Origin of the sequence: Shewanella eurypsychrophilus (assembly GCF_007004545.3) — a bacterium.
Lineage (GTDB): Bacteria > Pseudomonadota > Gammaproteobacteria > Enterobacterales > Shewanellaceae > Shewanella > Shewanella eurypsychrophilus.
Genome location: NZ_CP045503.2, coordinates 2,965,619 through 2,991,118 on the forward strand (window position 1 = coordinate 2,965,619; position 25,500 = coordinate 2,991,118).

Consider the following 25,500-nt stretch of genomic DNA (forward strand, 5'->3'; position numbering starts at 1 on the left):
TCTACATTACACTAAGTCACGCGTTAGCGCCCTTGACTGGTTTTTTTAAACTTCACGAACTTCTTGTTTATCTGGCATACCTACGACTTCAAGATAATAGCGGCCACCATCACGCCAGATCATGGCTTTAGGCCGATAGGTATACGAATAGGAGTATGTGTAAGAAATTAACTCCCATTTGCTACCATCATCTAATTTATAGATGGTATCTCCATCCCATCCTTCAAATTCGTCTTCTATATATGTGTCTTTAAACTTTTGCACATCATTCTCCCTGAAAAACAACAAATTATACAAAACTTTAAGGTAGTCTACCTCATAAGGTAGAGTGCTACTATGTATAAGCGCACAAAAAAGTATCAACAGAAAGTTGACCAATCCTGCCTGCTTTGCATGCAAAAAGAACACGTTAAGCTTCAAGGCGATAATCTTGAAGCCCCTCATGATCTACCACCTTTGCGTCGAACGATTGTGATTACGGATTATGATTTTGGCGAACCTATAGTTCATAAAATTGAGCAGATACGATGTGAGCGCATAGATTGTTATGACGCCTATGTCGATGGTAAATAATGGCGGAAAAATGGCGGTAAACATTACCACTCACTGATAGCATGTTACACCATCAAACTTTAACCATCTGAAAGTACAGCAGAACAAAGCAATACCAATGTCCTTCATAGGATGTAGGCTTTTTGGACGCGGGTTCGACAAGTTTGTAGGGAACAAACTTGAACGTCGCTTGTGACGGCCCCGAAGGGGCGAGTATCAGGATGATACGAGTAAACCCGCCGTCTCCACCCATTGACACCCCGCTTTTTTACAGTCCACAATATTGATTTTAAAAGAGCCATAAGCCTCTAATGGCAACAAAGTGGCGACAGCGCACTGCTATGCTTTAAAGTGTCGTGATTTAACGGCTATTCCAAATAACTGGGCGATCTTGGCTTTACATAAACGTTCGGTAAGTGCCCTCTATATATCAGCCGCTGTGATCATCCGAGAACACACCTAATCCTGATTAATTAGACACAAAAAAGCCTGATAGAATCAATGCATCTCTATCAGGCTTTAATTACGAGCTTGAATCCAACTTTATACCGTTATAACGCGATGGCTAACTCAGCGCCTTGTCTGATGGCGCGCTTCGCATCTAATTCAGCCGCAACATCGACGCCACCGATCAGGTGAACGGGTAAACCTGTCGCTTGCATCTCTTCAAGCAAAGTACGATTAGATACTTGACCGGCACATAAAACCACATTGTCGACAGCCAAAATCTCATCTTTATTGTCAATAGAGATATGTAAACCTTGCTCATCAAACTTGTTGTAACTGACACCCGTTTTCATTTTGACTTTGTGCTTTTTTAGCACCGAACGATGGATCCAACCCGTTGTCTTACCGAGTCCCTTACCCATCTTAGTGCTCTTGCGCTGCAATAAATAAATATCATGGGGTTCCGCAGCATCTTGAGAACTTTCTTGGCTATGGAGTAAGCCACCTCGATGTTTATAATCTTTATCAATTCCCCACTGCTTTAACCATTTTTCAGGCTGCAAGGTTGAAGACTCTTTCTCGCAAAGAAAATGCGCCATATCAAAACCGATGCCTCCGGCACCAATCAAGGCAACCTTTTTCCCTAGAACCACTTCCCCTTTCAGTACCTGCTGATAATCCACAACCTTTGGATTATCGAAACCTTGAATATTTAGTTCCCGCGGCACGACACCTGATGACATGACAATTTCATCAAAACTTTCATCGCGCACGACTGCAGCATCAAGACGGGTGTTTAATCTAAGTTCAACCTTATGCAGCTTCATCTGCTCTTTGAAATAGCGGATGGTCTCATTAAACTCCTCTTTACCCGGTACCTTTCTCGCTAAATTAAATTGACCACCGACTTCATTCTTAGCTTCAAACAGTACCACTTCATGGCCACGAGTCGCTGCATAGATTGAAAATGCCATACCAGCAGGACCCGCGCCCATCACAGCGATGCGCTTCTTCACTTTTGCTGGCGTAAAATTGAGCTCGGTTTCATAACAGGCTCTAGGGTTAACCAAACAGGTTGAACGTTTTCTGGCAAAAACATGATCTAAACAGGCTTGGTTACAGCCAATACAGGTATTAATGAGTTCAGGGGTATTGGCCGCTGCTTTATTAACAAAATCTGCATCGGCTAGAAAAGGTCTGGCCATAGACACCATATCGGCTTGTCCGGAGGAGATGATCTGCTCTGCAACTTCCGGCGTGTTGATTCTATTAGTCGCAACCAGAGGCACTGAGACCTCAGATTTGAGTTTTTCTGTGACCCAAGCAAAAGCCCCTCTTGGAACACTCGTGGCTATCGTCGGCACCCTGGCTTCATGCCAACCGATACCGGTATTGATAATGCTGACCCCTTCTTGTTCTAGGCGCTTAGCAAGCTCTACCACCTCTTCCCAGCTAGAGCCATTATCAACGAGATCTAACATAGAGAGCCTGAAGATGATGATAAAATCTTTACCTACTTTCTCTCGAATACTGCGGACGATCGCTAGTGGAAACTTGATTCTATTCTCAAAATTACCGCCCCATTCATCACTTCTGACATTAGTTCCTGATGAGATAAACTCATTGATCAGGTACCCTTCAGAGCCCATGACTTCAACCCCATCGTAGCCAGCTTTTTTAGCTAAAACCGATGAACTTGCATAATCTTTAATGGTGCCACGGATCTGCCTTGTAGACATGGCCGATGGTGTAAAAGGCGTAATTGGAGACTTTATCTTGCTTGGCGCCACTGAAAATGGATGATAACCATAACGGCCAGCATGCAAAAGTTGCATACAAATTTTACCATCTGCTTGATGTACAGCTTGTGTGATCTGTTTATGTTTAGACACTTGCCATGGAAAACTAAGCTGACAACCATTAGGGGCTAAACGCCCACGTAAATTAGGAGAGATCCCGCCAGTCACAATTAGACCCACACCACCTAGTGCACGCTCTTTATAGAATGCTGCCAGTTTCTCAAACCCGCCCTTTTCTTCTTCCAAACCTGTATGCATAGAGCCCATAAGCACACGATTTTTTAACTGGGTAAAGCCCAGATCTAAGGGTTCTAGTAAATGCGGAAACGACATTCAAACATCCTTTTTAAACAAGTGATTTAAATCAGCATACCTGTTGTTCTGCATAAGCTCAATACTCTCAAGGCCAGGTCTTATTAGATTCCTTTACAATTCAATTACCCTAGTGAGGGGGTTTTCAGTTAGCATAGAGTTATTGGAGTAATAAAGGAGTGGATAATGTCCGCTAAACCCTCATTAATAAAGAGAATATTTTCAGTGATCTGGAAGACCATTAACGGCTTCCGAAAGCTGGTGCTTAACCTTTTCTTTTTTGGTCTCATTGCACTACTTATCGTCGCTATCGGTGGTGAAGAAGATGTAAAAGTAGAAAGTGGCTCAGCCTTAGTGCTCAACTTAGCAGGATCTGTGGTTGAGCAAAAGCGTCAAGTTGACCCCATTGAAGCCGCGATGAAAAGCGGAAAAAGTAACGACGCTTCTAGCGAATTATTACTCGCCGACATTTTAAATGTTATCGATAACGCCGCAGCCGATGAGCGGATCTCATCAATAGTATTAGATATGGGCCATTTAAAATGGACCGGGATCAGCAAGCTTCAATCTATCGGAGATGCCTTAAATCGCTTTAAAGCTTCTGGGAAGCCTATCATGGCCAAGGCCAACTGGTATGGTCAAAACCAGTACTTCTTAGCCAGCTTTGCCGATACCATCTACCTTAACCCGCAAGGCAGTGTCGAGTTAAAGGGACTGAGTCGCTATCGTCAATATTATAAGTCGGCATTAGATAAGCTAAAGATTAATGCGCATATTTTCAGAGTGGGTACCTTTAAATCAGCAGTTGAGCCCTACATACGTGATGATATGTCTCCAGCCGCAAAAGAGGCCAATGCAGAGTTACTCAATGATATTTGGGCCAGCTATACGGCTACGGTTTCAAAGAACAGAGACATAGACGCTGACCAACTCATGTTAAGTGCCGATGATTATCTAAAAGCATTAGATGCAGCCGACGGCAAGTCGGCAGATATGGCAATAAACATGAAGTGGGTCGATCAATTAGTGTCTACAGAAGGCTTTAGGCTCAAGATGATCGAAAGCGTCGGTAAAGCTGCTGAAGGCAACAGCTTTAAGCAGGTCAGCTTACATGATTATCAATCACTGATCTCAACACAGCCTAACCTACTGATACAAGATACTGTTGGCATTATTATCGCCAAAGGCACCATACTTAATGGTAATCAACCCGCTGGACAAATTGGCGGAAAAAGCACGTCACAGTTACTGCGTAAAGCAAGGTTTGATGATGAAGTCAAAGCGGTTGTTCTTCGTGTAGATAGCCCAGGTGGTAGTGCCTTTGCTTCAGAGCAGATCCGCCAGGAAGTGCTTGCGCTCAAAAACGCAGGTAAGCCAGTGGTAGTGAGCATGGGTAGCTATGCCGCCTCAGGTGGTTATTGGATCTCAGCCAGTGCAGATTATATCTATGCTACGCCAACAACCTTAACCGGTTCAATCGGCATCTTTGGCATGATCACAACATTTGAAGATTCACTCTCGAGCATAGGCATTCACACAGATGGTGTTGCCACCTCACAATGGACAGGCATCTCTGTTACGAAGGGATTAACGCCCGAGATAAAGAGTGTCATCCAACGTCATATTGAGCGTGGGTATCAAGACTTTATCTCTTTGGTCGCTACAGAGCGCGGAATGAGTATTAACGATGTTGATAACATTGCACAAGGTCGTGTATGGTCGGGTCGAAAAGCCTTAGAGCTAGGTCTTATCGATGAAATTGGCGACCTTGACGCTGCCTTAGCAAAAGCCGCTGAAATAGCGGGACTCGATGAATTTGATAGCCAGATCATTGAGCAAGAGCTAACGCCTCAAGAGCTATTTATTCAAGAGATGTTCGCCTCTGCAGCCGCATACTTGCCTCAGAGCACCATGGGTAACACAGTGTTCGAGCAGCTTCTGACTCAGTGGTCAGGTGTGATTGAAGAGTTCAACTCGTTTGATGATCCAAATGGTATGTATCTCTACTGCGATAATTGTGATTTATAAGCTTTCTTAACCGAGTCATAAAACCCGATAGGCTATTAGTCTATCGAGTTTTTATACCAATTCCATTAAACATATGATCAATTCAGAGCTTTCTCAGGGCTTTAAATTCAAGGCGCATTGTTGACGAAATGGTTATTCCCTTTCGAGGCAATGCAACGCAGAAGTAGAAGCCCTGAGAAGCTCACGAAGTGCGGGTTTAAAAACACTTTAAGCTGCGAAAGTGGCTTTCGATATAGAATAACTATTAGCTTCAATCCCCTTATCTTGCCTACAGCATTTTTAACTCCCGCTGAATGGTCACTTATTTAATGGAAATGGTATTACCTTTTATTCCTACTTCAAATTTGATACAAATTTAATGGTGTAAAACCCCATAAATCATTGGGTGAATCCGCTCAAGCAAGTATACTTCTGCCAAATAGCGTCCATCAGAATATAAAAATGACCAAACGTTCCATATACGTCGCCTACACAGGCGGTACTATAGGTATGCAGAAAACCAGTCAAGGGTTTGCCCCAGTTTCAGGTTTCCTCACCGACTGTGTTAAATCTATGCCTGAGTTTTATCATGATGATATGCCGGAGTTTGTGATCCAGGAATATAGTCCACTGATTGATTCATCTGACATGGCGCCGACTGACTGGCAAATGATCGCTGATGACATTAAATTAAATTATGACAAATATGATGGCTTTGTCATTTTACATGGTACCGATACCATGGCATTCACCGCATCTGCCTTATCATTTATGCTACAGGGACTATCAAAGCCGGTTATTGTCACGGGATCACAGATCCCATTGGCTCAGCTAAGATCAGATGGCCAAATAAATTTGCTCAACTCTCTGTATATTGCGGCTAATTATCCGGTCGCCGAAGTCTGCTTGTTTTTTAACAATAAGCTATTTCGCGGTAACCGTACCACTAAGGCCCATGCCGATGGTTTCGGTGCGTTTGCATCACCTAACTTCCCCTTATTACTGGAAGCGGGTATTCAGATCCGATTAAAAGCTGGAAAAATCACTAGACCTTCTAATAAATCATTAATAGTGGCAAGGATCAGCCCGCAGCCGATTGGCGTGGTAACACTTTATCCTGGGATCACCACAGACATCATCGAGAACATTTTACAGCAACCGGTAAAAGCACTCATTTTACTCACTTATGGTGTCGGTAATGCCCCACAAAACCCTGCACTACTTAAGGTGTTATCTGATGCAAGCAAACGTGGAATTATAATTGTCAATTTAACCCAATGTTTACAGGGTAAAGTCAATATGTCAGGCTATGCGACAGGTAATGCTCTAGAAGCCGCTGGAGTGATAAGTGGCTCAGATATGACCACAGAAGCTGCATTAACGAAACTGCATTATCTGTTGTCACAAGCAATGACCTCGAATGAAGTCAGACAAGCCATGCAACAAGATTTAGTTGGTGAATTGAGCGAAGATTAACAAAGACCCTAGGAGCTAGACACTAGCTCCTAGGACCTGCTATCAGAGATCTTTCTCTTTAAACTCGGCGATGGGCTCACCTTTGAACTGTTTCTTTAGCTGAGATTTAGACAACTCATTAAGCGCACCTTCGCTATTAATGGTTAAATGATCTGTCTGCTGTAAATGTCTTGCCTGATACAACATGACTAATTGCATCGTAGATTCTACTTGCTCAGGTGAAAGCCGAGTACCATCTTCCCATTTGCCTAACTCAACACCACTAAGCAAACGCTCGTACACTTCACGAGGCATCTCGTTAATCATCTTATTAATATCTGTCATACTTTTTTCCGTTTATGCAGCACTATTCTTAATCTGGTAATTAAGTAGCCAACAAAACCAAAAACAAAAAGACCACCAGCAATGTACGATCTCAGCCCTTCGGCTGGCTCTCCGCCCCAAAACCAAACCACCACCCCAGCAATGAATAAAGACATACACAAGAGACTGTGATTCATCAACTGATTTGATCGCTTGATATTACTGATAACGTTCAGGGTTTCAGTATCACCGGTAAGGTTAGCGCTACAGTAACTGCACTTGGCTGCTTTACTGGATATTCGCTTATTACAACTTGGACATTCAATTAATGCCATTACTACCTCAAAATGCAATACACCAAATTGGCTAAGGCAAAAGTGTGCCTTAGCCTCAATAGTGATTATCTTAGGTCATCGACAACGGCAAGCATAGCGGTTAGCGATGCTTCACCCAGATAAATCGAGCGTTCAGGAGACCAGCCAGCCATTGGATCGGCTAGGTTGTCGTTATCCTTAAATGGCATTTCCAAGGTGTTAGAAAGGCATTGGAATGTCTCAGCAACCCAGTTAGAGGCCACGGTTAGATTTGCCTTGCCAGGCTCATCTTTGTCGTAACCAAATTCAGTTTGAAAATCAGCACTTGTCAGTGATAGCGCGTCAACAAACGTTTGTTGTAATGCAGCCATCTTATCGTTATAACAAGGGACACCTTCACAGCCTGCAAGGAAGACGAAAGGCAGGCCTTCATCGCCATGCACATCATAGAAAAGATCGACACCGGTCTCTTTCATCTTGTTCGTGACGTGGAATACTTCAGGGCTTTTCTCTAGTGATGGGCTCTGCCATTCACGGTTAAGGTTAACGCCTGCAGCATTGGTTCTTAAATGGCCTCTGACACTGCCATCTGGATTCATATTTGGCACTATGTAAAAGTTAGCTTTATCTAATAAAGCTTTTGCATTGGCACAATCACTGTCTAAAAGGTTATTGATAAACCCTTCGACTAACCATTCAGCCATGGTTTCGCCGGGATGCTGACGAGCGGTTATCCAGATATTAGCTTTAGACTCATCACCGTCGCCGATTTTAACTAAGCTTAAGTCACGATCATCCAGTGTAAGACCTAAATGTTCAAGACTCACTAATGGATGAATTTGAACAGCAGCAAGCAGATCTTGGTGACGCTCATAGCTATAAGGAGCAAAGTAAGCAATTTGAATCGAATCACAGTCAAGATCGACTGCTATGGTCAGCTTACCGTCCTTGTATTCAGTAGGAAGTCTGAACCAATGTTGTCTGTCATAGGTTGCAACAGCTTGATAGTTTTCCCAGCCCTTTGGGTAAGATGCCGATCCTGCATTGATAATATTCAGTATATATCGATTACCCACTTCACCATCAAGGCGAAAGTTAAACCACTGGTAAAACTCTCCACCAACATCTGGGCGAATGGCTAACTGTACATCATTAATATCGTCTTGATTGATGACTTCAATATTTCCGCCATCAAAATTAGCACTGATCCGCATATCATTTCCTTTAATTGATCTAAGAAGGTGAGCCACTTCAAATTATCGACTCAATAGATTGGCTATAGGATAAACGAAAATGATCACTTGGGCAGCCAAAAAAACAAAAAAGCCACAACGAGTGTGGCTTTTATATGCGCTAATAGAAATGATCACCAATTAGCAAAGCTGTAACCTTGTCCTCTCACAGTATTGATTAAGGTCTTAGGCAACTGAGTATCTGCCAACTTACGACGAGTATTGCTAATATGCATATCCAAATTTCGATCAAATTGACCTAGATCTTTTTGCAGTACGCTTCGTTGTAACTCCTGTTTAGTGATCACTTCTCCCTTACGTTCAAATAAATACTTAAACAATTTGAACTCAGTTTGAGTCAGTGTCACCTTTCTCGATGCTATCGACACACAATATAGAGTATCGTCAAATTTCACCTCACTGTCTGTAGGGGGTATTGACACTAATTGTTGCTCAGCTCGAGTTAACTCTACACGTCGTTGTAATGCTATCATGCGGACTAAAAGCTCCTTTACGCTAAAAGGCTTAGTGAGAAAGTCATCTGCTCCAAGTTCATAGCCTTTAATTCTTTCATCTTCATTATCGATGGCAGAAATAACTATCACTGGAATTTGATCTTTTCTCGCAGCCAATAAACCAAATCCATCTAATTTCGGCATCATGATATCTAATAGAATAATGTCAGGGAGATCCTTCTCTAATATTGCTAATGCTTCAAAACCATCCTCAGCACAGACAATATCGTGTCCTTCAGCCTCTAACGCTTCCTCAAGTAATTCCCTAAACACTAAATCATCATCGACCAATAATATTTTGCTCATTTCACCAATACTGCGAATGCGAACTATTGTCATTAACACTACTATAGCTAGTCGTTCAGTTCCAGTTGTTTTTTATTTAAATGTGAGCTGTACTAGTTATTTAAACTAAATAGAAGGGTTAACACTTTGTTAAAACTCTACACAAAAAAAAAGACCAGAAAAACTCTGGTCTTTTTTTCACCGACTGTACGCTAAACAGTCAAGTATCTGATGTCATCTATTTCAGCATAAGCTCACGCACATATTTAACCGGTGCACTGCCATAACTTAAAAATTGCTCATGAAAGGCTTTAAGATCAAATTGTTCACCTTGAGCACTTTTGAGTTCCTCTCTGAAGTCGTAAATCTCACGATAACCTGAATAATAACTCGTCAACTGTACTTGGCTGAGTGTTGCCCTTCTCCACTTACCTTCAGCTTCTGCTGTTTGTTGAAACGCTTCTTCAGTCATTAGAGTAATGGCTTGCTCTTCAGTCATCCCCTTTACCTGAATGCTGTAATCTAAGATGGTGTTAGCGATGACGCGTAAGTTCCACTTGTAATACATTAACCAGAGCTCAGGTTCGAAACCACCATAACCTTCTTCAAGCATCATACGTTCGGTATATACCGCCCAACCTTCAATCATAGCGCCGTTGCCAAACAAGCTCTTGATCATGCTTGGTGACTCATTGGAATACACTAACTGAGTATAATGACCTGGAATGGCTTCATGAATATTAAGCACCTGTAAGATCCAGTGGTTATACTCGCGCAGATAGCTTTCAGCCGACTCATCACTCATACCATCAAGTGGCGTGACATTGTAATAAGTGTTGCTTGATTTTTCATATGGCCCAGGTGCACTGATCGATGCGCCTGCAAAGCCACGCATATAGGCTGGAGTCTCACGCACAACTAAAGGTTTAGTCGGGTCTAAGGTGACGAGTTTCTTCTCATCTACAAACTTAATCAGTTCAGGGATTTGAGCACGTACTTCATCCACGAAGTTTTCACGCTTCACATGCTTTGCTGATAGCTTGTCAATGAGCTGGCGAGTGGCCAAGTTATCATCTTCAGGCTGTGCAGTTTTAAAGTATTTGGACCACAGCTTAGTGGTTATCTTAGCCATTTCAGCTTGCACACGAGTTTTATCAGTCATCGCCTTTTGATATAAGGCCTTGCCACTCATACCCGCTTGAATATCGAAGGCAAACTTCTCTTCATAAAGAGACTCTCCAATTCTAAAGCTACGTGCGCCATCACGCGTCAATTCTTGCTCTAACGCTTCTAGCCAGACGATATGCTCACTAATTGCTGCTGTTGCGGCCTCGAAACGCTGAGTAAACTGGGTCTTTTCGTCTTCACTAAGCCCTGAAGCTTTCGCATTAGTCAGCAGTTCTTCTGAAAAGACAGAAAAAGCCCCATTATTTTGCATAATGGCCAATTGAGTATGTTCTAACGTCGGTGAGGTAATATTGTCTCGAGCAGCCTGATAATACGCTGGCACATTCTCCATTCTAGACAACACTGAGCGCAGACGTTCATCTAAGGGAGCAAAATCTTCATTCACTAGCTGGGCAAATCCGCCAGCAACATTGTAAGAAGATGGATCCCACTGCCAAGATTTAAACTTGGTTATTTCCCAAATATCTCTTTTAAGTAAATTCTCTATTAATCGGTAATCGATCAATTCACTAGTAGACAGTGTCTCAATATCAAAACTTGTTAATTTAGTCAGTTCTAACTGATTGAATGCGAGTGATTGTGCACGCGTTTCTGCGTTCGGTACTTTGAGCACACCGTCGTATTTATGATAACCACTATACAGAGCCCAAGTCGGAGACTCTTTCCATAATTCATTAATAAACTGCTCAGAAAATTGTGTGAAAGTTAATTGCTCAACTTGTTGTAGCGATTGTGTTTGACTGGCATCTTGTTGTGTCTGACAGCCTGTCAGACCTGCTAAGGACAAGGCTATTGCCAATGATAGAGTGGCTTTTTTCATTTTTATTCCTATATCTATTTTCGTTATTATATAAGGAGACTTCTTGTGTTTTAGTGTTAAACACGCGAAACAGTTAAACATGAATGACAAAAAAATTCAGCATAAGGTGCTAATTTGTAATAGAGATTTACAAAATTAAGACCCTTAAACATGCTAAAAAATTGATAGCTACCTTTGGGACTGGTTAAGTACCACCCATTGCTTCACATCTTCGAAGCGATAACGCTCCAACCGACTAAAACCTCTAATGTTTCTCATCTTTAGCTTGGTAAAAATTGGCGTGGTTAACCCACATAAGAAGCGAGCCAAAAGCACCGCTGAGTTTGCTTTAGCGAGTTTAGTCGTGGCATCGATAGTCATCGCATCAAAATCGAGCTCAGCTAAAGGTTGTAAATAAGGTTGGGGAGGAAGTACAGCTTGAGCACCAAGACACACACTACATGTACCACAGTGCGTCATCATATTAGCATCAGCAAAGTAATGAGCGAGCTGCTGACTAAGACACGAGTTTGATGTAAAAAAGGATACTAGATGATTGATCCTGTTAATTTCGCTTTGCTCTTTATGACTGAAGCGTTCAAACAAAGCTGATTGCATTGTAGCCAAGTCAAAATTACCATCCAATATTTCATAAACTTGAGTCATCTGCTTGCTTTGCAGCTCTATCATGCCTTTCTCATCCAAGTAATTTATCGCTTTGAGGACTCTTTGGCGATCACTGGCATATAGCTGATCCATTTTATCGAAATTAATGGTTGACCAAATTTTTGCTTTATCTGAACTATCCAAAATAGCTTGGACGAAATCACGGCGTTCCTCTTTGAAGAAACCCAATACGTCTATTTCATGCTTTAACAGCTTAAATTTGTATTCGGCAAAATAGCTATAAGTTGGCTTAATAACATTAAGCAGCTCAAGGTAGACCAATAAGGTTTTTAACGATAAGGGCCGAATATTAGACTGTGAAGAAAGGCTATTGAGCACCACTTCCCACTCTTGTCTTCCCGAGGTGTTGTGACTCAAGTTTCTTGAACATTTAAGGATCTCTTCAAGCACGACAGTAATGGCCGATGATTCTGGTGTATCACCGTAAATAAAGTTCTCCAACGTACTTAAGTTATCACCATTTGCGAGTACCAAGCAGTTAGCGTTAGCGCCATCTCTCCCCGCTCGGCCTATCTCTTGTGCGTAATTCTCAATAGATTTAGGTAGGTCATAATGCACAACAAACCGAATGTCACTTTTATCAATACCCATTCCAAAAGCAATGGTCGCGACGATGATTTGCTGCTGTCCAGACATAAAATCGTGTTGGATCTTTGTTCTCACCTCAGATGCCATACCCGCATGATAGGCACTAGCGGGGATATTTCTGGCTCTCAGCAGTCCAGCAACCTCTTCAGCTGTTTGTTGTAAGGTGACATATATGATCCCAGACTGACCTGATTTATTTTGTAACCAATGGGTTAACCTATCTATTTTGTCCTTACTAGCCACGCCTTCGACGGCTAAATGCAAATTTTCACGATAAAAGCCGGTCAAAGTGATATTGGCTGGTTCAATGCCAAATTTCGCCCCCATATCTTCAATGACTTTAGGGGTAGCCGTCGCCGTCAACAACAAGGTTTGAGGAATATTAAGTTCTTGCTGATATCGAGGTAACTTCAAATAGTCAGGGCGAAAATTATGGCCCCATTCAGAGATACAATGGGCTTCATCAATAACCAATAAAGAGATGGGTATTTCACTGATAAATTGCCTAAACCTTTCATTATTGAGTCGTTCAACGGAGATCATCAGAACCTTTATCTGACCTTTACGGATCCCATTCATGACTTCATTAGCTTGTTCGCGGCTTTGCATCGAATCTATGCTCGCAGCATTAATGCCTTTTTGTGTTAAAAATGCCAATTGATCTTGAATGAGTGCCAATAGAGGCGATACGACTAAGGTTAAGTGAGGTAACGCGATGGCAGGTAATTGATAGCACATTGACTTGCCTGAACCTGTGGGAAAAATAGCCGCTGCGCTACACCCAGATAAAACATGTTCAATCACTTCTCTTTGGCCTGGCCTGAAGTGCTCAAAACCAAAATGAGATTTTAAAATTGTATCTGCTTGCAAATGTGAAGTCGTTGACATGTGATGACCTGATTAGATTCAAGATGAAGTTATAGAGGAAAATGTAACCATAAACACGATAGCAATGAATGGGTCATGTACATATCGCTGTAACTAACAAGCATCTTACCATGGTGCTGGAGCAATTCACTGCAAAGCTGTTTACAGTTTGAATTTTGCCCTCACTTTTGACAACGTCAGTCCCTTAACTAGAATTTGTATTATGTCCATTCATGTGGCGTCAGTGATAAATGAATCAACAAGGCGTTTGTACCTTGAGAAAAACACAACATCCAGAGCGTATGTACTCAGGAGGTCTCTGTTTTACTTTTATGCTACTGCTGCATATATATTGCTTATTCTTCCCCCAACACAGCCTTGCGTCAGAGATAGACAAAGTGATCACCATATCAACGCAAGAGTGGCCCCCTTATCAAAATGAATCAAGTTTTGCTCAAACAGGATTTGCGATAACCGCGTTAAAATGCGTAATGAAACGAATGAAACAGAAATATCGAGTGATTTTTATCCCTTGGGGGCGTGCACAAAATGGTGTTGCTCAAGGAAAGTACGATGGTTTCTTTTCTGCATCACAAAACAATATCCGCGATAGTTATGCCGTACATTCAAAGACTTTTATTGAGCAGGAGTGGAATTTTTATTTACTAAAAGAGTCAAGTATTCCTCACACTAAACAGGCTATTAAGCAACAGGCACAATTTGGCAGTAGAAAATACGCTAATACTACCCACTGGCTTCTTCAGCACGATTACAATGTCATTCATGAAACAACACGTGTGGATGAGCTAATCAAATTGCTACTAGCGGGAAAAATTGACGGGATAATGGAAAATAAACTCTTGTTTAGGGATGCCATCAATCGGGCTCATATGCCCATATCAGACTTTGTAGTCGTCCCTAATATCGATAAACCACTTGGTGTTTATTTTGGAAAAATATTTCTAAAAGCCTATCCAGATTTTCTGACTCAGTTCAATCAACATACTGACGTTTGCAGGTTTACCACTGATGACTAGTCGACTACATGAAAGCCTCAACAAACTACTTTTTAGATCACCTCATACACCCTCTATATGCCCCCTATCTAGGCACTTCATCCACGTGACTCTTGGAGTCATGTTGATCAGCAATATGAGTGTAAGTCATGCTAATGAACCTATTGAAGTGATCTCAATGACAACCAAAGAGTGGCCACCTTATCAAATGCAAATTGGAAAGGCACAATCAGGAATCGCTATAGACGCATTACGCTGTGTGATGCAAAATCTGGAACAAAAATATGAAGTCATATTCCTACCCTGGGGACGTGCGCAGAAAGGCGTAGAACTTGGTGATTACGATGCATTTTTTTCAGCGTCTCATAATCTGAAACGCGACAATTACGCCGTTCAATCAAATACCTTCATAGAACAAGAGTGGAACTTTTATCTTAGAAAAAATAGCCATATCAAACCCAATATTATCGACATAAAATCGACAGCAAAGTTTGCGAGTAGGCAGCACTCTAATACGACTCACTGGTTACACCAAAACCAGTTTATGCTTGCCCATCAAGTCGAGTCTGTAGACAAGCTTGTCGAGCTCTTGTATCACAATCGCATCGATGCTGTTATGGAGAACAGTTTGTTATTTGAATCCGCTGTGACTCGGGCTGGTCTAACAAAGGATCAATTTATAACGGTTCATAACAAGAGTAAGCCTCTAGGTGTGTATTTTGGTAAATTGTTTCTAGCTAAGCACCCTGATTTTCTAGATAAATTTAATCAACATACAGCTAAATGTGCTTTCCCCCGAAATAAAAAAACAACGAATAAATAAATAACCTGCATTAATTTAATAATGTGAATTTATCTTGCAGGTAACACAAAATGTGCTGTTATCGGATTATGATCTGAAGATTCTGTCAACTTGGCCTCTGCTCCCTCAAATATGAGTCCTCGAAAGAAAAGGTGATCTAAAGGGTAGCCAAACACCCGCTCCCTTTCATCAATACCATATTGGGCTTCGATCAGATTAAATCTCTGGGCAAACTTATTTACGGTTTCCATCCTCTCTTCTCGCCAGGTATTAAAATCACCAGCGAGAATAATCGGTCCTTTATGTTCAGTAAGCTCAACGGCTAACGCTTCTAACTGTTTTTTATAGTGAGTCAAATTCCATTCAAAATTTATCCCATGTAGGTTGACCACGAGTAACTCTGAACCATTGGACAAGGGATAAATAGCAACAATACCAGATTTTGCAAATCGTATTAGCGGCTCAGTGGCGGTATAAGCGCAAACACGAGAAGCTGACACCTTTGATAAGTTCATCACTCCAAAAGCGGTGTCCCATAACCTGAAGGCGTGAGCCATTGCCACTTCGAGTACCGAGTTATGGATATAGTTTTTCAACTCTTGAGTTAAGCTCGCCTCTTGAAGTAACACCAATTGACTGGACTCATTCAAACTGGATAACAGCGTATCCCACCCTTCACGCTGTTGCTTGTAAATATTCCACACAGATACGTCCAATTGGCCGTTATCGTCTAATGCGCCGTTGGTTCTATGCTCTTCACACTGAAATAGGAACGTACCTTTATCGATATCTGTCGTCACCTTAGGATCGTTATTTGCCCATAAGGCTAATGATAGGATTAACAGAGCAATAAATACACATAGCAGATAGATGATACGGCGGTGATTAAAAGCCATTACGACTCCCTAAAAACTGGTGTTAGAACAGAGAAAATTGATGAAATAAACTGATTTAAATTGGCTCTTGATGCAATATACACAGTCACCCAATCGCTGAGATATCATTGCTTTGGGACATATAACATCAATAGGCAAGGAAACATGGACCAAGTTTACCAACTCATCACACTGCTTAGTGTACTTCTTTACTGGGTGATCATCATAGGGATCACCGTAAGGGTCGTGATCAGGAGACGCTCGATCGGTGTTTCATTTGCCTGGGTGATGGTCATTTACGTTATTCCTGTTGTGGGTATTGTTGCATACCTACTATTTGGCGAGCAAAATATCGGCCGCACTCGAGCCCTTCGCGCCAAAGAGATGTACCAACCCTACGCTGACTGGTTCTCACATCTGTTCACTCTTAGACAGTATCAGCCCACCATGCTCAGTGAGTATGCTCAAACTGTGGGGAAACTTTGTGAAAATCACTTAGGTATCCCCTCACTTGCTGATAATAGCTTGATGCTAAAGTCATCCCCGCAGGAGATCCTCACCTCTATCATCAAAGATATTGACAGCGCATCTGAATCTATCTACCTAGAATTTTATATCTGGCACCCAGGAGGTATGGCTGATGAGGTTGCCAACGCACTAATCAATGCTGCGCAACGTGGTATAGAAGTCAGGTTATTGCTAGATTCGGCTGGTAGCTATCAATTTTTTAGAAGCCAGTGGCCAAAAAGAATGCAAAGTGCGGGTGTTGAACTTGCGAGAGCCTTGAAAGTCTCTCCGTTAAGGGTACTGTTCAGACGTATGGATCTTAGAATGCACAGGAAGATCGTTATTATCGACAACATGACCGCATATACAGGTTCTATGAACCTGGTCGATCCGAGCTGCTTTAAGACCAATTCAGGAGTGGGTGAGTGGATTGATGTCATGGTGAGGATACAGGGAAGCAGCGTCCCCTTACTCAACGCGATTCAATCTTGGGATTGGGAGGTAGAAACAAATCAACGATTTCTGCCTAAACCACCAATCTGTAAACCCCACTCTATTGATGAGAAACTAGATCTCGTACAAGTGATACCATCTGGACCGGGAATGCCTGAAGAGATCATTCACGAAGTTTTATTGCAAAGCCTTTATCAAGCAAAGCATAAAATAGTGATCACAACGCCCTACTTTGTACCCAGTGAAAATCTACAAGTTGCACTTATTGCAGCAGCACACAGAGGGATATGTGTAAATATCATCATTCCAGATAAGAATGACTCATTAATGGTTGAATGGGCCAGTCGCTCATTTTTTAGTGAGCTATTAGAAGCTGGTGTTAAAATCCACAGGTTCAAAGGTGGTTTACTGCATACTAAATCTGTGGTCATTGATGAAGCGTTTAGCTTGATTGGTACCGTCAACTTGGACATGCGCAGTTTATGGTTGAACTTCGAACTCACCCTCGCAGTGGATGATCTCAAGTTCACACAGGAGCTAACTAGTTTACAGCAGGAATATATCGCAAACTCTTCATTAATAGATGCTCAACAATGGCATAAAAGACCAGTATATAATCGAATAACAGAACAGTTCTTCTATCTATTTAGTCCATTGCTATAAATCAGCCAAAATTTAAAAATGGAATAGTAATCACTATTTCAGCTCCTCAAAATCCAGGGCCTTGAACATAGGAAGCTGTTTAAGCAACCACCAAGACTCTGGATTTGTTCGTAGATATTGAACATGTCATATCGCCAGTAATAATGTGATTAACAATCGAATTGTATATCTAATGTGCAAACACTTGAAATGACACCTTTATCACTTGACCATTATCCATCTTTTGCGTAAAGTACGGCTCCGTTAAAGGAGAAAGCAATTAAGCCAGCTTAGTGAATCTTTTGACGATATTGGTGGCGTTAAACACTTTAAACATAACGAAAATTGGTGAGTTGGCTGAGTGGCTGAAGGCGCACGCCTGGAAAGTGTGTATGGGTTTATAGCCCATCTAGGGTTCGAACCCCTAACTCACCGCCATATTTAGATGAAGCCCCAGCAGAAATGTTGGGGCTTTTTCGTTTAGAAATATATATTTTTTGAGTCATGGGTTTATAGCGTATCAATGTAGGGTTCGAAGCCCTAACTCACCGCCAAATTAAGATGAAGCCCCAACAGAAATGTTGGGGCTTTTTCGTTTATAAATATATATTTTTTGAATCATGGGTTTACAGCGTATCAATGTAGGGTTCGAACCCCTAACTCACCGCCAAATTAAGACGAAGCCCCAACAGAAATGTTGGGGCTTTTTCGTTTCCAGCAAGTCGTCACTCGATAAAACACCTCAAGCGTAACGCAACTCACCTCTCGTTGAATGCCCATATCTTTATACCGATTGGTATTAGACTAACTGATCATATTGCTGGCGGATAAATTCTGCACTGTATTTAGTTTCAAGCTTACGCACGATAAAGTGGCCTCTGGCCATATCTTGGAAATGATCAATAAACAGAGTATTGATAGTCGCTCCGCCAATCGCACCGATAGCAGGTACAGCCTGAGCGGCGGCTTTTTGAGTAATTTGAATGCCAAAACGCTCTGCAATAATAGCCATGAAGCGCACCAGCACCGGAGCGGCTTTTTGTGCTAATCCATGCTTAGCCAGGTGTTCTGCTGCTTCAGCCGTCGCTTTAGCAAGCATGGACCGTACTGCAAAATAGCCAGAATCTGTTCCATCATCCTCCTTGCTACTTCCCCCAAGAGCAAACACTTGCAGACAAGCCATTTGAGTCTCAGGGCAATCAATCGACTCCCCTTCTGAACGTGCAATGTCTGCGATAGAGCGCAGCATAAGTGTGGTCGAAACCGGGAGCTCTACTGTGAGCGCTGCGAGCCCAAAGAAACCGCCAACGCCACCACTTAGGGCGACACCCAATTTATGCCATTTATTTGAAGCGTCTTCGCCAGGGGTATTTTTCATTGTATACAGCGCAGCTTGCGTGGCAGAGTTAAGCGCTGATTGAGTCACTTGGCTAATTTTTTCATTCCATTTAGCGGGCAACCTGTCGATTAGCATCTCGATTGGCGTACCCACAAAATCAGTCATTTTTGCCGCTAGGCCCGGATTTTCTAGCAGATGTTTCGCATGTTTGAGCTCTGTTAGATGCTCACTAGAAATTTGCATAATCATTACTCTCAAGACTGTAAAGGTAGAGCCGCTGTTAAGGAGTCAAACTGGTATTTGAGACTATAAACCTAAATCTATACTAGTGATAATTGTTATTTCATCAAGGGGGACTTTGTAAGACCAAAAATTTAACTTAAGTAGAAGTAATAATGATAAGAGTGGGGCTAGCGTTAATTTTTGCAGGATATACCTCTTAACCTGATTTCTGATTAAGAGGTATATTGTGTCTCGCAGAGACAGAGTGATCTTTGATCGCTACTTAGCTACTTAGCTACTTAGCTTAAATTTACTCACTTCTTGCGCCATGTTATTAGCATCGTTAAGTAATGCTTCGTTTAGCTCACTCAACTCATCAGCGACAGCTTGAGTATTGCGATAAGTTTCACTGATATTAAGTGCATTACGATTCACTTCTTCTGATACTGTCGATTGCTCATGAGTCGCTGCGGCAATTTGCTCATTCATGCTATCGATAACACCGACCTCAGATACGATTCTATCCAGCTCTTCACCGGCTTTTTGTGACTCTTTGACGCTTAACTCTGCTTGAGCTTTACCTTTCTCCATGGCCTTTACTGCAATCGAAGCACCATTTTCTAAACGCTCAGTCATGCTGCGAATATCTTCGGTGGAGGTTTGTGCTCTTTGGGCTAAGCTTCTTACTTCATCGGCTACCACAGCAAAACCTCTCCCCATCTCACCGGCTCTGGCAGCTTCGATAGCCGCATTAAGGGCTAATAGGTTAGTTTGCTCTGCAATACCACTAATCACACCAAGTACGCTAACAATGGATTGAATATCACTATCAAGCTCATGAATCGCTTTAGCAGCGTCATCAATTTCTACCGCCAGTAATTTAATACTCGCTCCCGTTTTACTGACTTCAATGCTGCCAGCTTTCGCTTCAATATTAGCAGCAGTTGACGCTTCTGAGGCACTTACTGCGTTATGAGCAATCTCCTGAACTGTGGCACTCATTTCGGTCATTGCCGATGCAACTTGCTCTGACTCGCTGTGCCCTATGGCAACATCTTTCTGCATTAAGGTGGCACATGTATCCATTTTCTCTGATGCCAGTAATAGACTGGTGGTATTGTCTCTGACCTTTAAAATGACATGCTCAAAGTCTATCATCATCAGGTTAAATGCCGTGCCAAGCTGGCCTAACTCATCGCTGGTATGTGTCTGTACTCGTAGACTTAAGTCAAAGTTGGTTTGTGCCTTAGTGACTGTGGTATGCATATGATGCAGAGTTCGATGCATATATCTGCCGACCAAAATCGACACGCCAAAAACGAAAACGCCCGACACTAACATCAGCAGCACTATGCTATACATTAAGCGGTTAGAGGCTGATAATTGCTTTTGTGTTTGCCCCATTAAAGATTTGGCTAGAGATTGTTCAAATTGACTCAGTAATTCAATACGCTTAGTTGACTGAGAAAACCAATTTTCTGCACTCTGCATTTGTATAGATTGCGCATTTTGATCGAAAACCACCTGTCGCAGCACATTGACATCGGTGACGGGTTTTGAATTTTGCAAACCTTGATAATCTTGCTTCACTTCATCATCCGCTAAGGCAATAAACCGCTCTTGATAGCTATTTTGCTCTGATACGAGTGTCACAAATTTAACGAATCTCTGTGAGTTGATATCTTGTTGTCCAAACATTGAACTCAATACCGCACGCTCTAAACCTGCTCGCTCTTTCATTTGTAGAAATGCACTAAACGATGCAGCTTGTATTGCGATCGTCTGACTGCCTCCCTCGTGCGCAGTTTGATCGACAATGCTCAATAGCTCCCTATTAAGTTTGCTATAAAACTTTACTTCGTCAGCAATTGTAATTGATAACTTGTCTACGCTATTTCTTATTGAATTTAGGCGTGAGAGTCCGTTATTAACCTCGGATAATTGATAAGTAAACACTGAGGGTAAATCGTGAGTAGAGATAAAAGATTTGAATGTCCGGATCTGTTTATCGGTAAGACTTCTTTGAGCTGGCAGCTGACTTATAAACGCTTGTCCTTGTGCACTAAGAAAGCCTGCGCTCATTCCGCGCTCTTTTTGCAACTCATGAACAAGTGCACTGTTCACACCTGCCAATTCACTCAACACTTCGACTTTAGCTAAACTTTGGCTAAGTTGAAACTGGTTATACACAATGGAAAGGCCAAAAATAATGCAACCCAAAATGGGCGGTAAGATAACAATAAGCAGTTTATTTTTTATTGTAAGATTTTCGATCCATCGAATTTTCATAAGCGATATCCTTAAACGATCTAATTAGAATATTATGGCTAGAGTGTAGTTAGTCCCTATAACTTACTGAACCATAAAATGACAAAAAGCCCTCAAATTGAGAGCTTTCTTATTCTACATCAAATAAGGCGTGACTTAGGTCAAAGTTTGTATCATTTCTTTTAAGTGAAGCGCTTACGCGTTACCTTTGACTTTCATATTGAGTTCAGCAGCAAAATTAAGCATACGGTTGAGTGGGATCAGCGCACCTTCACGTAAATCGTCATCAACAAAGATTTCATGCTCGCTGGTGTCGATAGCCATTAATGATGACTCGATAGCTTGCAGTCCATTCATCGCCATCCAAGGACAATGTGCACAACTTTTACAGGTTGCTCCGTTGCCACCCGTTGGTGCTTCAATTAATAATTTATCTGGCGCAGCTTGTTGCATCTTATAGAAGATGCCTCTATCAGTCGCCACGATAAATGTGTCATTTTCCATCTGCTGCGCAGATTTGATCAGCTGGCTAGTAGAGCCGACTGCATCGGCGAGTTCAACAACACTGGCTGGTGATTCGGGGTGAACCAAGACAGCAGCATTAGGGTGTAACAGTTTTAATTCGCGTAAAGCTTTCGCTTTAAATTCGTCGTGAACAATACAATCACCTTGCCACATCAGCATTTCAGCACCCGTTTGCTTAGCGATATAGCTGCCTAAGTGGCGATCTGGACCCCAGATGATTTTTTTTCCTTCACTATCGAGATGCTCAACGATCTCCAGTGCAATACTCGATGTAACCACCCAATCAGCACGTGCTTTAACGGCAGCGGAGGTATTGGCATATACAACCACGGTATGGTCTGGATGAGCATCACAGAAATCACTGAAGGTATCGATGGGGCAACCGATATCCAGAGAGCAAGTTGCCTCTAACGTCGGCATGAGTACAGTTTTTTCCGGGCTAAGTATTTTTGAGGTTTCCCCCATAAATTTAACACCCGCAACAATCAAGGTTTTCGCCGGATGATCACGCCCAAACCTAGCCATTTCTAAGGAGTCTGAAACGCAGCCACCCGTTTCTTCTGCTAACGCTTGGATCTCAGGATCGGTATAATAATGAGCCACTAGCACTGCATTTTTTTCGATTAAAAGCAGCTTAATACGGGCCTTGTATTTGCCTTTTTCGATCTCGGATAATGGAAGCGGTTTAGGTGGAAAAGGATACTGAATATCTGCAATTTGTGGGGCTGACTGACTCATCTTTAAACCAAGGCGGATTTCTTATTAGCGAGATTATACGTAAATATGATTGAAAAATTAACTAAAAATGAGCAGTAGCTCGTAAAAAAGAGCGCAAATGCGCTCTTTTAATCAAACCGAAGGGTAAATTAAGGTTATTGCATTGCAAGTAACATCTCTTGAGGTTGCTCAAGATACAGTTTCCATAGATTACAGAAGCGTGCGATTGTGCCGCCATCAATAACACGGTGATCGCCTGACCAACTTACCTGCATGATTTTTCTGGCTTCGACTTCACCATCAGTATTGAACCTGGGTAAGGTTTGCAACTTGCCTAATGCTACAATAGCCACTTCAGGCTTATTGATGATTGGGGTAGCCACGGTCCCACCGAGCGCACCGATATTCGAAATAGAGACACTGCCTTGTTTTAGATCATTTGGACTCACACGACCGCTTCGAGCAGCAGTTGTGAGACGCGTGATCTCTCTGGCTATCTCGAGTATCGACTTATCCTGCACATCTTTAACATTAGGTACCAGCAAACCCACTTTAGAATCGACAGCCATACCTATGTTGTGACTTGAAAGGTAGGTCAACTCGGTACAATCGGCATTCACTCGGCTATTGATCACTGGGAATTGTTTAATCGCTAATGAGAGTGACTTCATAAAGAATGGCATCATGGTAAGCTTAAGCTCATCACTTGAGTACTTCTTCTTCATGCTTTCGCGTAGCAACACAAGCTCAGTGAGGTCAATCTCTTCACAATAGGTAAAATGAGGAATGGTCGACACTGAGTCAGTCATCATTTTGGCCATCACAGCCTGCACGCCACGAATGGGTTCGACTCTATCTTGGCTCTGTGCTGTCGCTTCTTGCGCTACAACAGGCTTACTGACTTGGCTGACATCACTTGCTGAACTGACAAGTTTAACATTAGAGACTTTGCCCGACTGATGAAGCTCGATATCGTCTTTATATACACGACCATTTTTACCAGAGCCTTTCACTGCGGCAATATCGATATCTAGTGCTCTTGCCATGCGTCTTACAGCTGGGCTAGCAAGTGCTTTACCTTGAGCGACAGGTTCACTTGTTGCGCTATCACTTGAACTCAAAGATGCTATATCTACTTTAGTTGATTGAGTTTGTTCCACCTCTTCGGACTCAACTTCAACCGCAAACAATGGCTGATGAACTTTCGCCAACTGCCCCTTACGATAATGTAGTTTGACTATCTTACCCGCCTTAATAGCCGGGATTTGTACCAGAGCTTTATCGGTCATCACGTCTGCGATAGGTTGATCTTCAATGACAATATCACCTTCATTAACGAGCCATTCAACCAGCTCACACTCGACAATACCCTCACCAATATCGGGAAGTAAAAACTCCTCGACTTGCAGATGGCTCACTGCTGTTGTGATGCCTATATCAGCATTTTTTTGCATTGAATTTTTTTCATTGAAATCATGCTCACTTGCTACTGAATCATCAATTTCAATATCATCACTTGCATCTAACTGTGATGAACCATTGATATCAACCGAATATAAAGGAGCATGCACTTTGGCTATCTCGCCCTTCGCATAGTGAAGTTTTTTGATGACACCGCCATGGGGTGCTGGTATTTGGACCAACGCCTTATCTGTCATCACATCGGCAATGGGCTGATCTTCAGTCACTATATCGCCTTCACTCACCAGCCATTCAACGAGCTCACACTCTACAACCCCTTCCCCGATATCGGGAAGAATAAATTCTTTAATCATGCCTGACTCCTAAAAGTTAACCGATGCTTTAATCGCTTCGAATGTCTTCAGCGCGTCAGGCATATATTCTTTCTCATGGATTAAAGGGTATGGTGTATCGAGTCCACAAACTCGGGAAATTGGAGATTCAAGATGAAGGAAACACTCCTCTTGTATCGTTGCTGCAATTTCACCTGCAAAACCACCTGTGAATGGTGCTTCATGGTTTATCAATAAGCGACCGGTTTTTTTCACCGAAGCCGCTACGGTATCCATATCCCAAGGTGCAAGCGTTCTTAAGTCAATGACTTCACATGAGATGCCTTTCTTCGCCGCCATATCAGCAGCATTTTCGATGATCTCCATCTGAGCACCCCAGGCAAGTAAAGTGATATCAGTCCCTTCTGTTACCACTTCAGCTTTACCCAACTCAATCTCATAGTCTTCATCAGGGACTTCACCGACATTGGCACGATACAAGCGTTTTGGTTCAAAGAAAATGACGGGGTTATTGTCACGAATCGAAGCAAGTAACAGTCCCTTTGCTTGATATGCATTACGGGGCACAACGACCTTTAGACCGGCTGTTTGGGTAAAATAAGCCTCTGGGGACTGAGAGTGATAATGCCCCCCTGCTATCCCACCGCCATAAGGCGTTCTAAACGTGACACCACCGACGTTAAACTCATTACCACTGCGATATCTGAATTTTGCCGTTTCGTTGATGATCTGATCGATTGCAGGAAAAATGTAATCGGCAAATTGGATTTCAGCAATAGCAGTCATGCCATTAGAGGCTAAGCCATTAGCGAACCCTGCAATCCCCTGTTCGGTAAGAGGCGTATTGAAACAGCGTTCATTACCAAACTTTTCCAGTAAACCGGACGTCGCACGAAATACACCACCGAAATGCCCCACATCTTCACCAAATAGCACTGACTTGTCATCTGTTTCCAGCGCAGTACTCAGGGCGTCGTTGATGGCTTGTAACATATTAATCTTAGCCACG

Annotated in this window: 20 protein-coding genes and 1 tRNA gene; 7 read left to right on the forward strand and 14 right to left on the reverse strand. The window is 42.3% G+C overall.

Annotated features, from left to right (window positions below; translation table 11 throughout):
* Positions 1-45 precede the first annotated feature (45 nt).
* Positions 46-264, reverse strand: coding sequence for a hypothetical protein (locus tag FM038_RS12525; protein WP_142871245.1), 219 nt, complete (start codon positions 262-264; stop codon positions 46-48).
* A gap of 72 nt (positions 265-336) precedes the next feature.
* Here FM038_RS12525 and FM038_RS12530 point away from each other — a divergent pair, with 72 nt between their 5' ends.
* Positions 337-573: a hypothetical protein gene (locus FM038_RS12530; RefSeq protein WP_142871246.1), complete on the forward strand. Its 237-nt coding sequence runs from the start codon at positions 337-339 to the stop codon at positions 571-573.
* A 530-nt stretch (positions 574-1,103) separates the two neighbouring features.
* Here the strand turns inward: FM038_RS12530 and FM038_RS12535 are convergent.
* Positions 1,104-3,131, reverse strand: a complete 2,028-nt coding sequence (locus FM038_RS12535) for an oxidoreductase (protein ID WP_142871247.1) — start codon at positions 3,129-3,131, stop codon at positions 1,104-1,106.
* 165 nt (positions 3,132-3,296) lie between these two features.
* Between FM038_RS12535 and sppA the strand changes: the two genes are divergently transcribed.
* Complete coding sequence (sppA, locus tag FM038_RS12540) at positions 3,297-5,138, forward strand: signal peptide peptidase SppA (protein WP_142871248.1); 1,842 nt, start codon at positions 3,297-3,299, stop codon at positions 5,136-5,138.
* A 441-nt stretch (positions 5,139-5,579) separates the two neighbouring features.
* Positions 5,580-6,593, forward strand: a complete 1,014-nt coding sequence (gene ansA, locus FM038_RS12545; RefSeq protein ID WP_142871249.1) for an asparaginase — start codon at positions 5,580-5,582, stop codon at positions 6,591-6,593.
* Between the two features lie 42 nt (positions 6,594-6,635).
* Here ansA and FM038_RS12550 read toward each other — a convergent pair whose 3' ends face one another.
* From FM038_RS12550 to FM038_RS12575, 6 genes are all read right to left on the reverse strand, one after another.
* Positions 6,636-6,917 (reverse strand): YeaC family protein, encoded by a 282-nt coding sequence (locus FM038_RS12550; protein WP_142871250.1) that lies wholly within the window; start codon positions 6,915-6,917, stop codon positions 6,636-6,638.
* On the reverse strand, positions 6,914-7,231 hold the full coding sequence (locus tag FM038_RS12555; protein WP_142871251.1) for a zinc ribbon domain-containing protein: 318 nt from the start codon (positions 7,229-7,231) through the stop codon (positions 6,914-6,916). The genes FM038_RS12550 and FM038_RS12555 overlap by 4 nt, the downstream gene beginning before the upstream one ends.
* A 65-nt stretch (positions 7,232-7,296) precedes the next feature.
* Positions 7,297-8,424, reverse strand: a complete 1,128-nt coding sequence (locus FM038_RS12560) for a M14 family metallopeptidase (protein ID WP_142871252.1) — start codon at positions 8,422-8,424, stop codon at positions 7,297-7,299.
* A gap of 152 nt (positions 8,425-8,576) precedes the next feature.
* Positions 8,577-9,263 (reverse strand): response regulator transcription factor, encoded by a 687-nt coding sequence (locus FM038_RS12565; protein WP_142871306.1) that lies wholly within the window; start codon positions 9,261-9,263, stop codon positions 8,577-8,579.
* A 217-nt stretch (positions 9,264-9,480) separates the two neighbouring features.
* Positions 9,481-11,250 (reverse strand): DUF885 domain-containing protein, encoded by a 1,770-nt coding sequence (locus tag FM038_RS12570; RefSeq protein ID WP_195873007.1) that lies wholly within the window; start codon positions 11,248-11,250, stop codon positions 9,481-9,483.
* A 168-nt stretch (positions 11,251-11,418) separates the two neighbouring features.
* Positions 11,419-13,392: a RecQ family ATP-dependent DNA helicase gene (locus FM038_RS12575; protein WP_142871253.1), complete on the reverse strand. Its 1,974-nt coding sequence runs from the start codon at positions 13,390-13,392 to the stop codon at positions 11,419-11,421.
* Positions 13,393-13,646: 254 nt separating this feature from the next.
* Here FM038_RS12575 and FM038_RS12580 point away from each other — a divergent pair, with 254 nt between their 5' ends.
* Positions 13,647-14,408 carry a substrate-binding periplasmic protein gene (locus FM038_RS12580; protein ID WP_185965704.1) on the forward strand — a complete coding sequence of 254 codons (762 nt, stop codon included), beginning with the start codon at positions 13,647-13,649 and terminating at the stop codon, positions 14,406-14,408.
* Between the two features lie 100 nt (positions 14,409-14,508).
* Entirely contained in the window at positions 14,509-15,210 is a 702-nt protein-coding gene (locus FM038_RS12585; protein WP_185965705.1) for a substrate-binding periplasmic protein, read from the forward strand.
* A gap of 29 nt (positions 15,211-15,239) precedes the next feature.
* Here FM038_RS12585 and FM038_RS12590 read toward each other — a convergent pair whose 3' ends face one another.
* A complete protein-coding gene (locus tag FM038_RS12590) occupies positions 15,240-16,085 on the reverse strand; it encodes an endonuclease/exonuclease/phosphatase family protein (protein WP_142871256.1) in 846 nt (281 codons plus the stop codon).
* A gap of 144 nt (positions 16,086-16,229) precedes the next feature.
* On the opposite strand from FM038_RS12590, the gene cls reads away from it, so the two are divergent.
* Together cls and FM038_RS12600 are read left to right on the forward strand one after the other, a co-directional pair.
* Complete coding sequence (cls, locus tag FM038_RS12595) at positions 16,230-17,687, forward strand: cardiolipin synthase (RefSeq protein WP_142871257.1); 1,458 nt, start codon at positions 16,230-16,232, stop codon at positions 17,685-17,687.
* Positions 17,688-18,013: 326 nt separating this feature from the next.
* Positions 18,014-18,104: transfer RNA gene (locus FM038_RS12600), tRNA-Ser, on the forward strand.
* Between the two features lie 361 nt (positions 18,105-18,465).
* Here FM038_RS12600 and FM038_RS12605 read toward each other — a convergent pair.
* The 5 genes from FM038_RS12605 to FM038_RS12625 all read right to left on the reverse strand — a co-directional run bounded on the left by FM038_RS12605 (position 18,466) and on the right by FM038_RS12625 (position 25,499).
* Entirely contained in the window at positions 18,466-19,248 is a 783-nt protein-coding gene (locus FM038_RS12605) for an EcsC family protein (protein ID WP_142871258.1), read from the reverse strand.
* A gap of 270 nt (positions 19,249-19,518) precedes the next feature.
* Positions 19,519-21,516 carry a methyl-accepting chemotaxis protein gene (locus tag FM038_RS12610; protein WP_142871259.1) on the reverse strand — a complete coding sequence of 666 codons (1,998 nt, stop codon included), beginning with the start codon at positions 21,514-21,516 and terminating at the stop codon, positions 19,519-19,521.
* A 174-nt stretch (positions 21,517-21,690) separates the two neighbouring features.
* On the reverse strand, positions 21,691-22,758 hold the full coding sequence (gene nadA / locus FM038_RS12615; protein WP_142871260.1) for a quinolinate synthase NadA: 1,068 nt from the start codon (positions 22,756-22,758) through the stop codon (positions 21,691-21,693).
* A gap of 134 nt (positions 22,759-22,892) precedes the next feature.
* A complete protein-coding gene (locus FM038_RS12620; protein ID WP_142871261.1) occupies positions 22,893-24,512 on the reverse strand; it encodes a dihydrolipoyllysine-residue acetyltransferase in 1,620 nt (539 codons plus the stop codon).
* Between the two features lie 9 nt (positions 24,513-24,521).
* On the reverse strand, positions 24,522-25,499 hold the full coding sequence (locus FM038_RS12625) for an alpha-ketoacid dehydrogenase subunit beta (protein WP_142871262.1): 978 nt from the start codon (positions 25,497-25,499) through the stop codon (positions 24,522-24,524).
* Position 25,500 lies beyond the last annotated feature (1 nt).

What these genes read in the sequence shown, in the direction of transcription:
- FM038_RS12530 (WP_142871246.1), top strand. Translation starts at nt 337, where the DNA reads ATGTATAAGCGCACAAAAAAGTATCAACAGAAAGTTGACCAATCCTGC.
- FM038_RS12535 (WP_142871247.1), bottom strand. Translation starts at nt 3,131, where the DNA reads ATGTCGTTTCCGCATTTACTAGAACCCTTAGATCTGGGCTTTACCCAG.
- sppA (WP_142871248.1), top strand. Translation starts at nt 3,297, where the DNA reads ATGTCCGCTAAACCCTCATTAATAAAGAGAATATTTTCAGTGATCTGG.
- ansA (WP_142871249.1), top strand. Translation starts at nt 5,580, where the DNA reads ATGACCAAACGTTCCATATACGTCGCCTACACAGGCGGTACTATAGGT.
- FM038_RS12550 (WP_142871250.1), bottom strand. Translation starts at nt 6,917, where the DNA reads ATGACAGATATTAATAAGATGATTAACGAGATGCCTCGTGAAGTGTAC.
- FM038_RS12555 (WP_142871251.1), bottom strand. Translation starts at nt 7,231, where the DNA reads ATGGCATTAATTGAATGTCCAAGTTGTAATAAGCGAATATCCAGTAAA.
- FM038_RS12560 (WP_142871252.1), bottom strand. Translation starts at nt 8,424, where the DNA reads ATGCGGATCAGTGCTAATTTTGATGGCGGAAATATTGAAGTCATCAAT.
- FM038_RS12565 (WP_142871306.1), bottom strand. Translation starts at nt 9,263, where the DNA reads ATGAGCAAAATATTATTGGTCGATGATGATTTAGTGTTTAGGGAATTA.
- FM038_RS12570 (WP_195873007.1), bottom strand. Translation starts at nt 11,250, where the DNA reads ATGAAAAAAGCCACTCTATCATTGGCAATAGCCTTGTCCTTAGCAGGT.
- FM038_RS12575 (WP_142871253.1), bottom strand. Translation starts at nt 13,392, where the DNA reads ATGTCAACGACTTCACATTTGCAAGCAGATACAATTTTAAAATCTCAT.
- FM038_RS12585 (WP_185965705.1), top strand. Translation starts at nt 14,509, where the DNA reads ATGTTGATCAGCAATATGAGTGTAAGTCATGCTAATGAACCTATTGAA.
- FM038_RS12590 (WP_142871256.1), bottom strand. Translation starts at nt 16,085, where the DNA reads ATGGCTTTTAATCACCGCCGTATCATCTATCTGCTATGTGTATTTATT.
- cls (WP_142871257.1), top strand. Translation starts at nt 16,230, where the DNA reads ATGGACCAAGTTTACCAACTCATCACACTGCTTAGTGTACTTCTTTAC.
- FM038_RS12605 (WP_142871258.1), bottom strand. Translation starts at nt 19,248, where the DNA reads ATGCAAATTTCTAGTGAGCATCTAACAGAGCTCAAACATGCGAAACAT.
- FM038_RS12610 (WP_142871259.1), bottom strand. Translation starts at nt 21,516, where the DNA reads ATGAAAATTCGATGGATCGAAAATCTTACAATAAAAAATAAACTGCTT.
- nadA (WP_142871260.1), bottom strand. Translation starts at nt 22,758, where the DNA reads ATGAGTCAGTCAGCCCCACAAATTGCAGATATTCAGTATCCTTTTCCA.
- FM038_RS12620 (WP_142871261.1), bottom strand. Translation starts at nt 24,512, where the DNA reads ATGATTAAAGAATTTATTCTTCCCGATATCGGGGAAGGGGTTGTAGAG.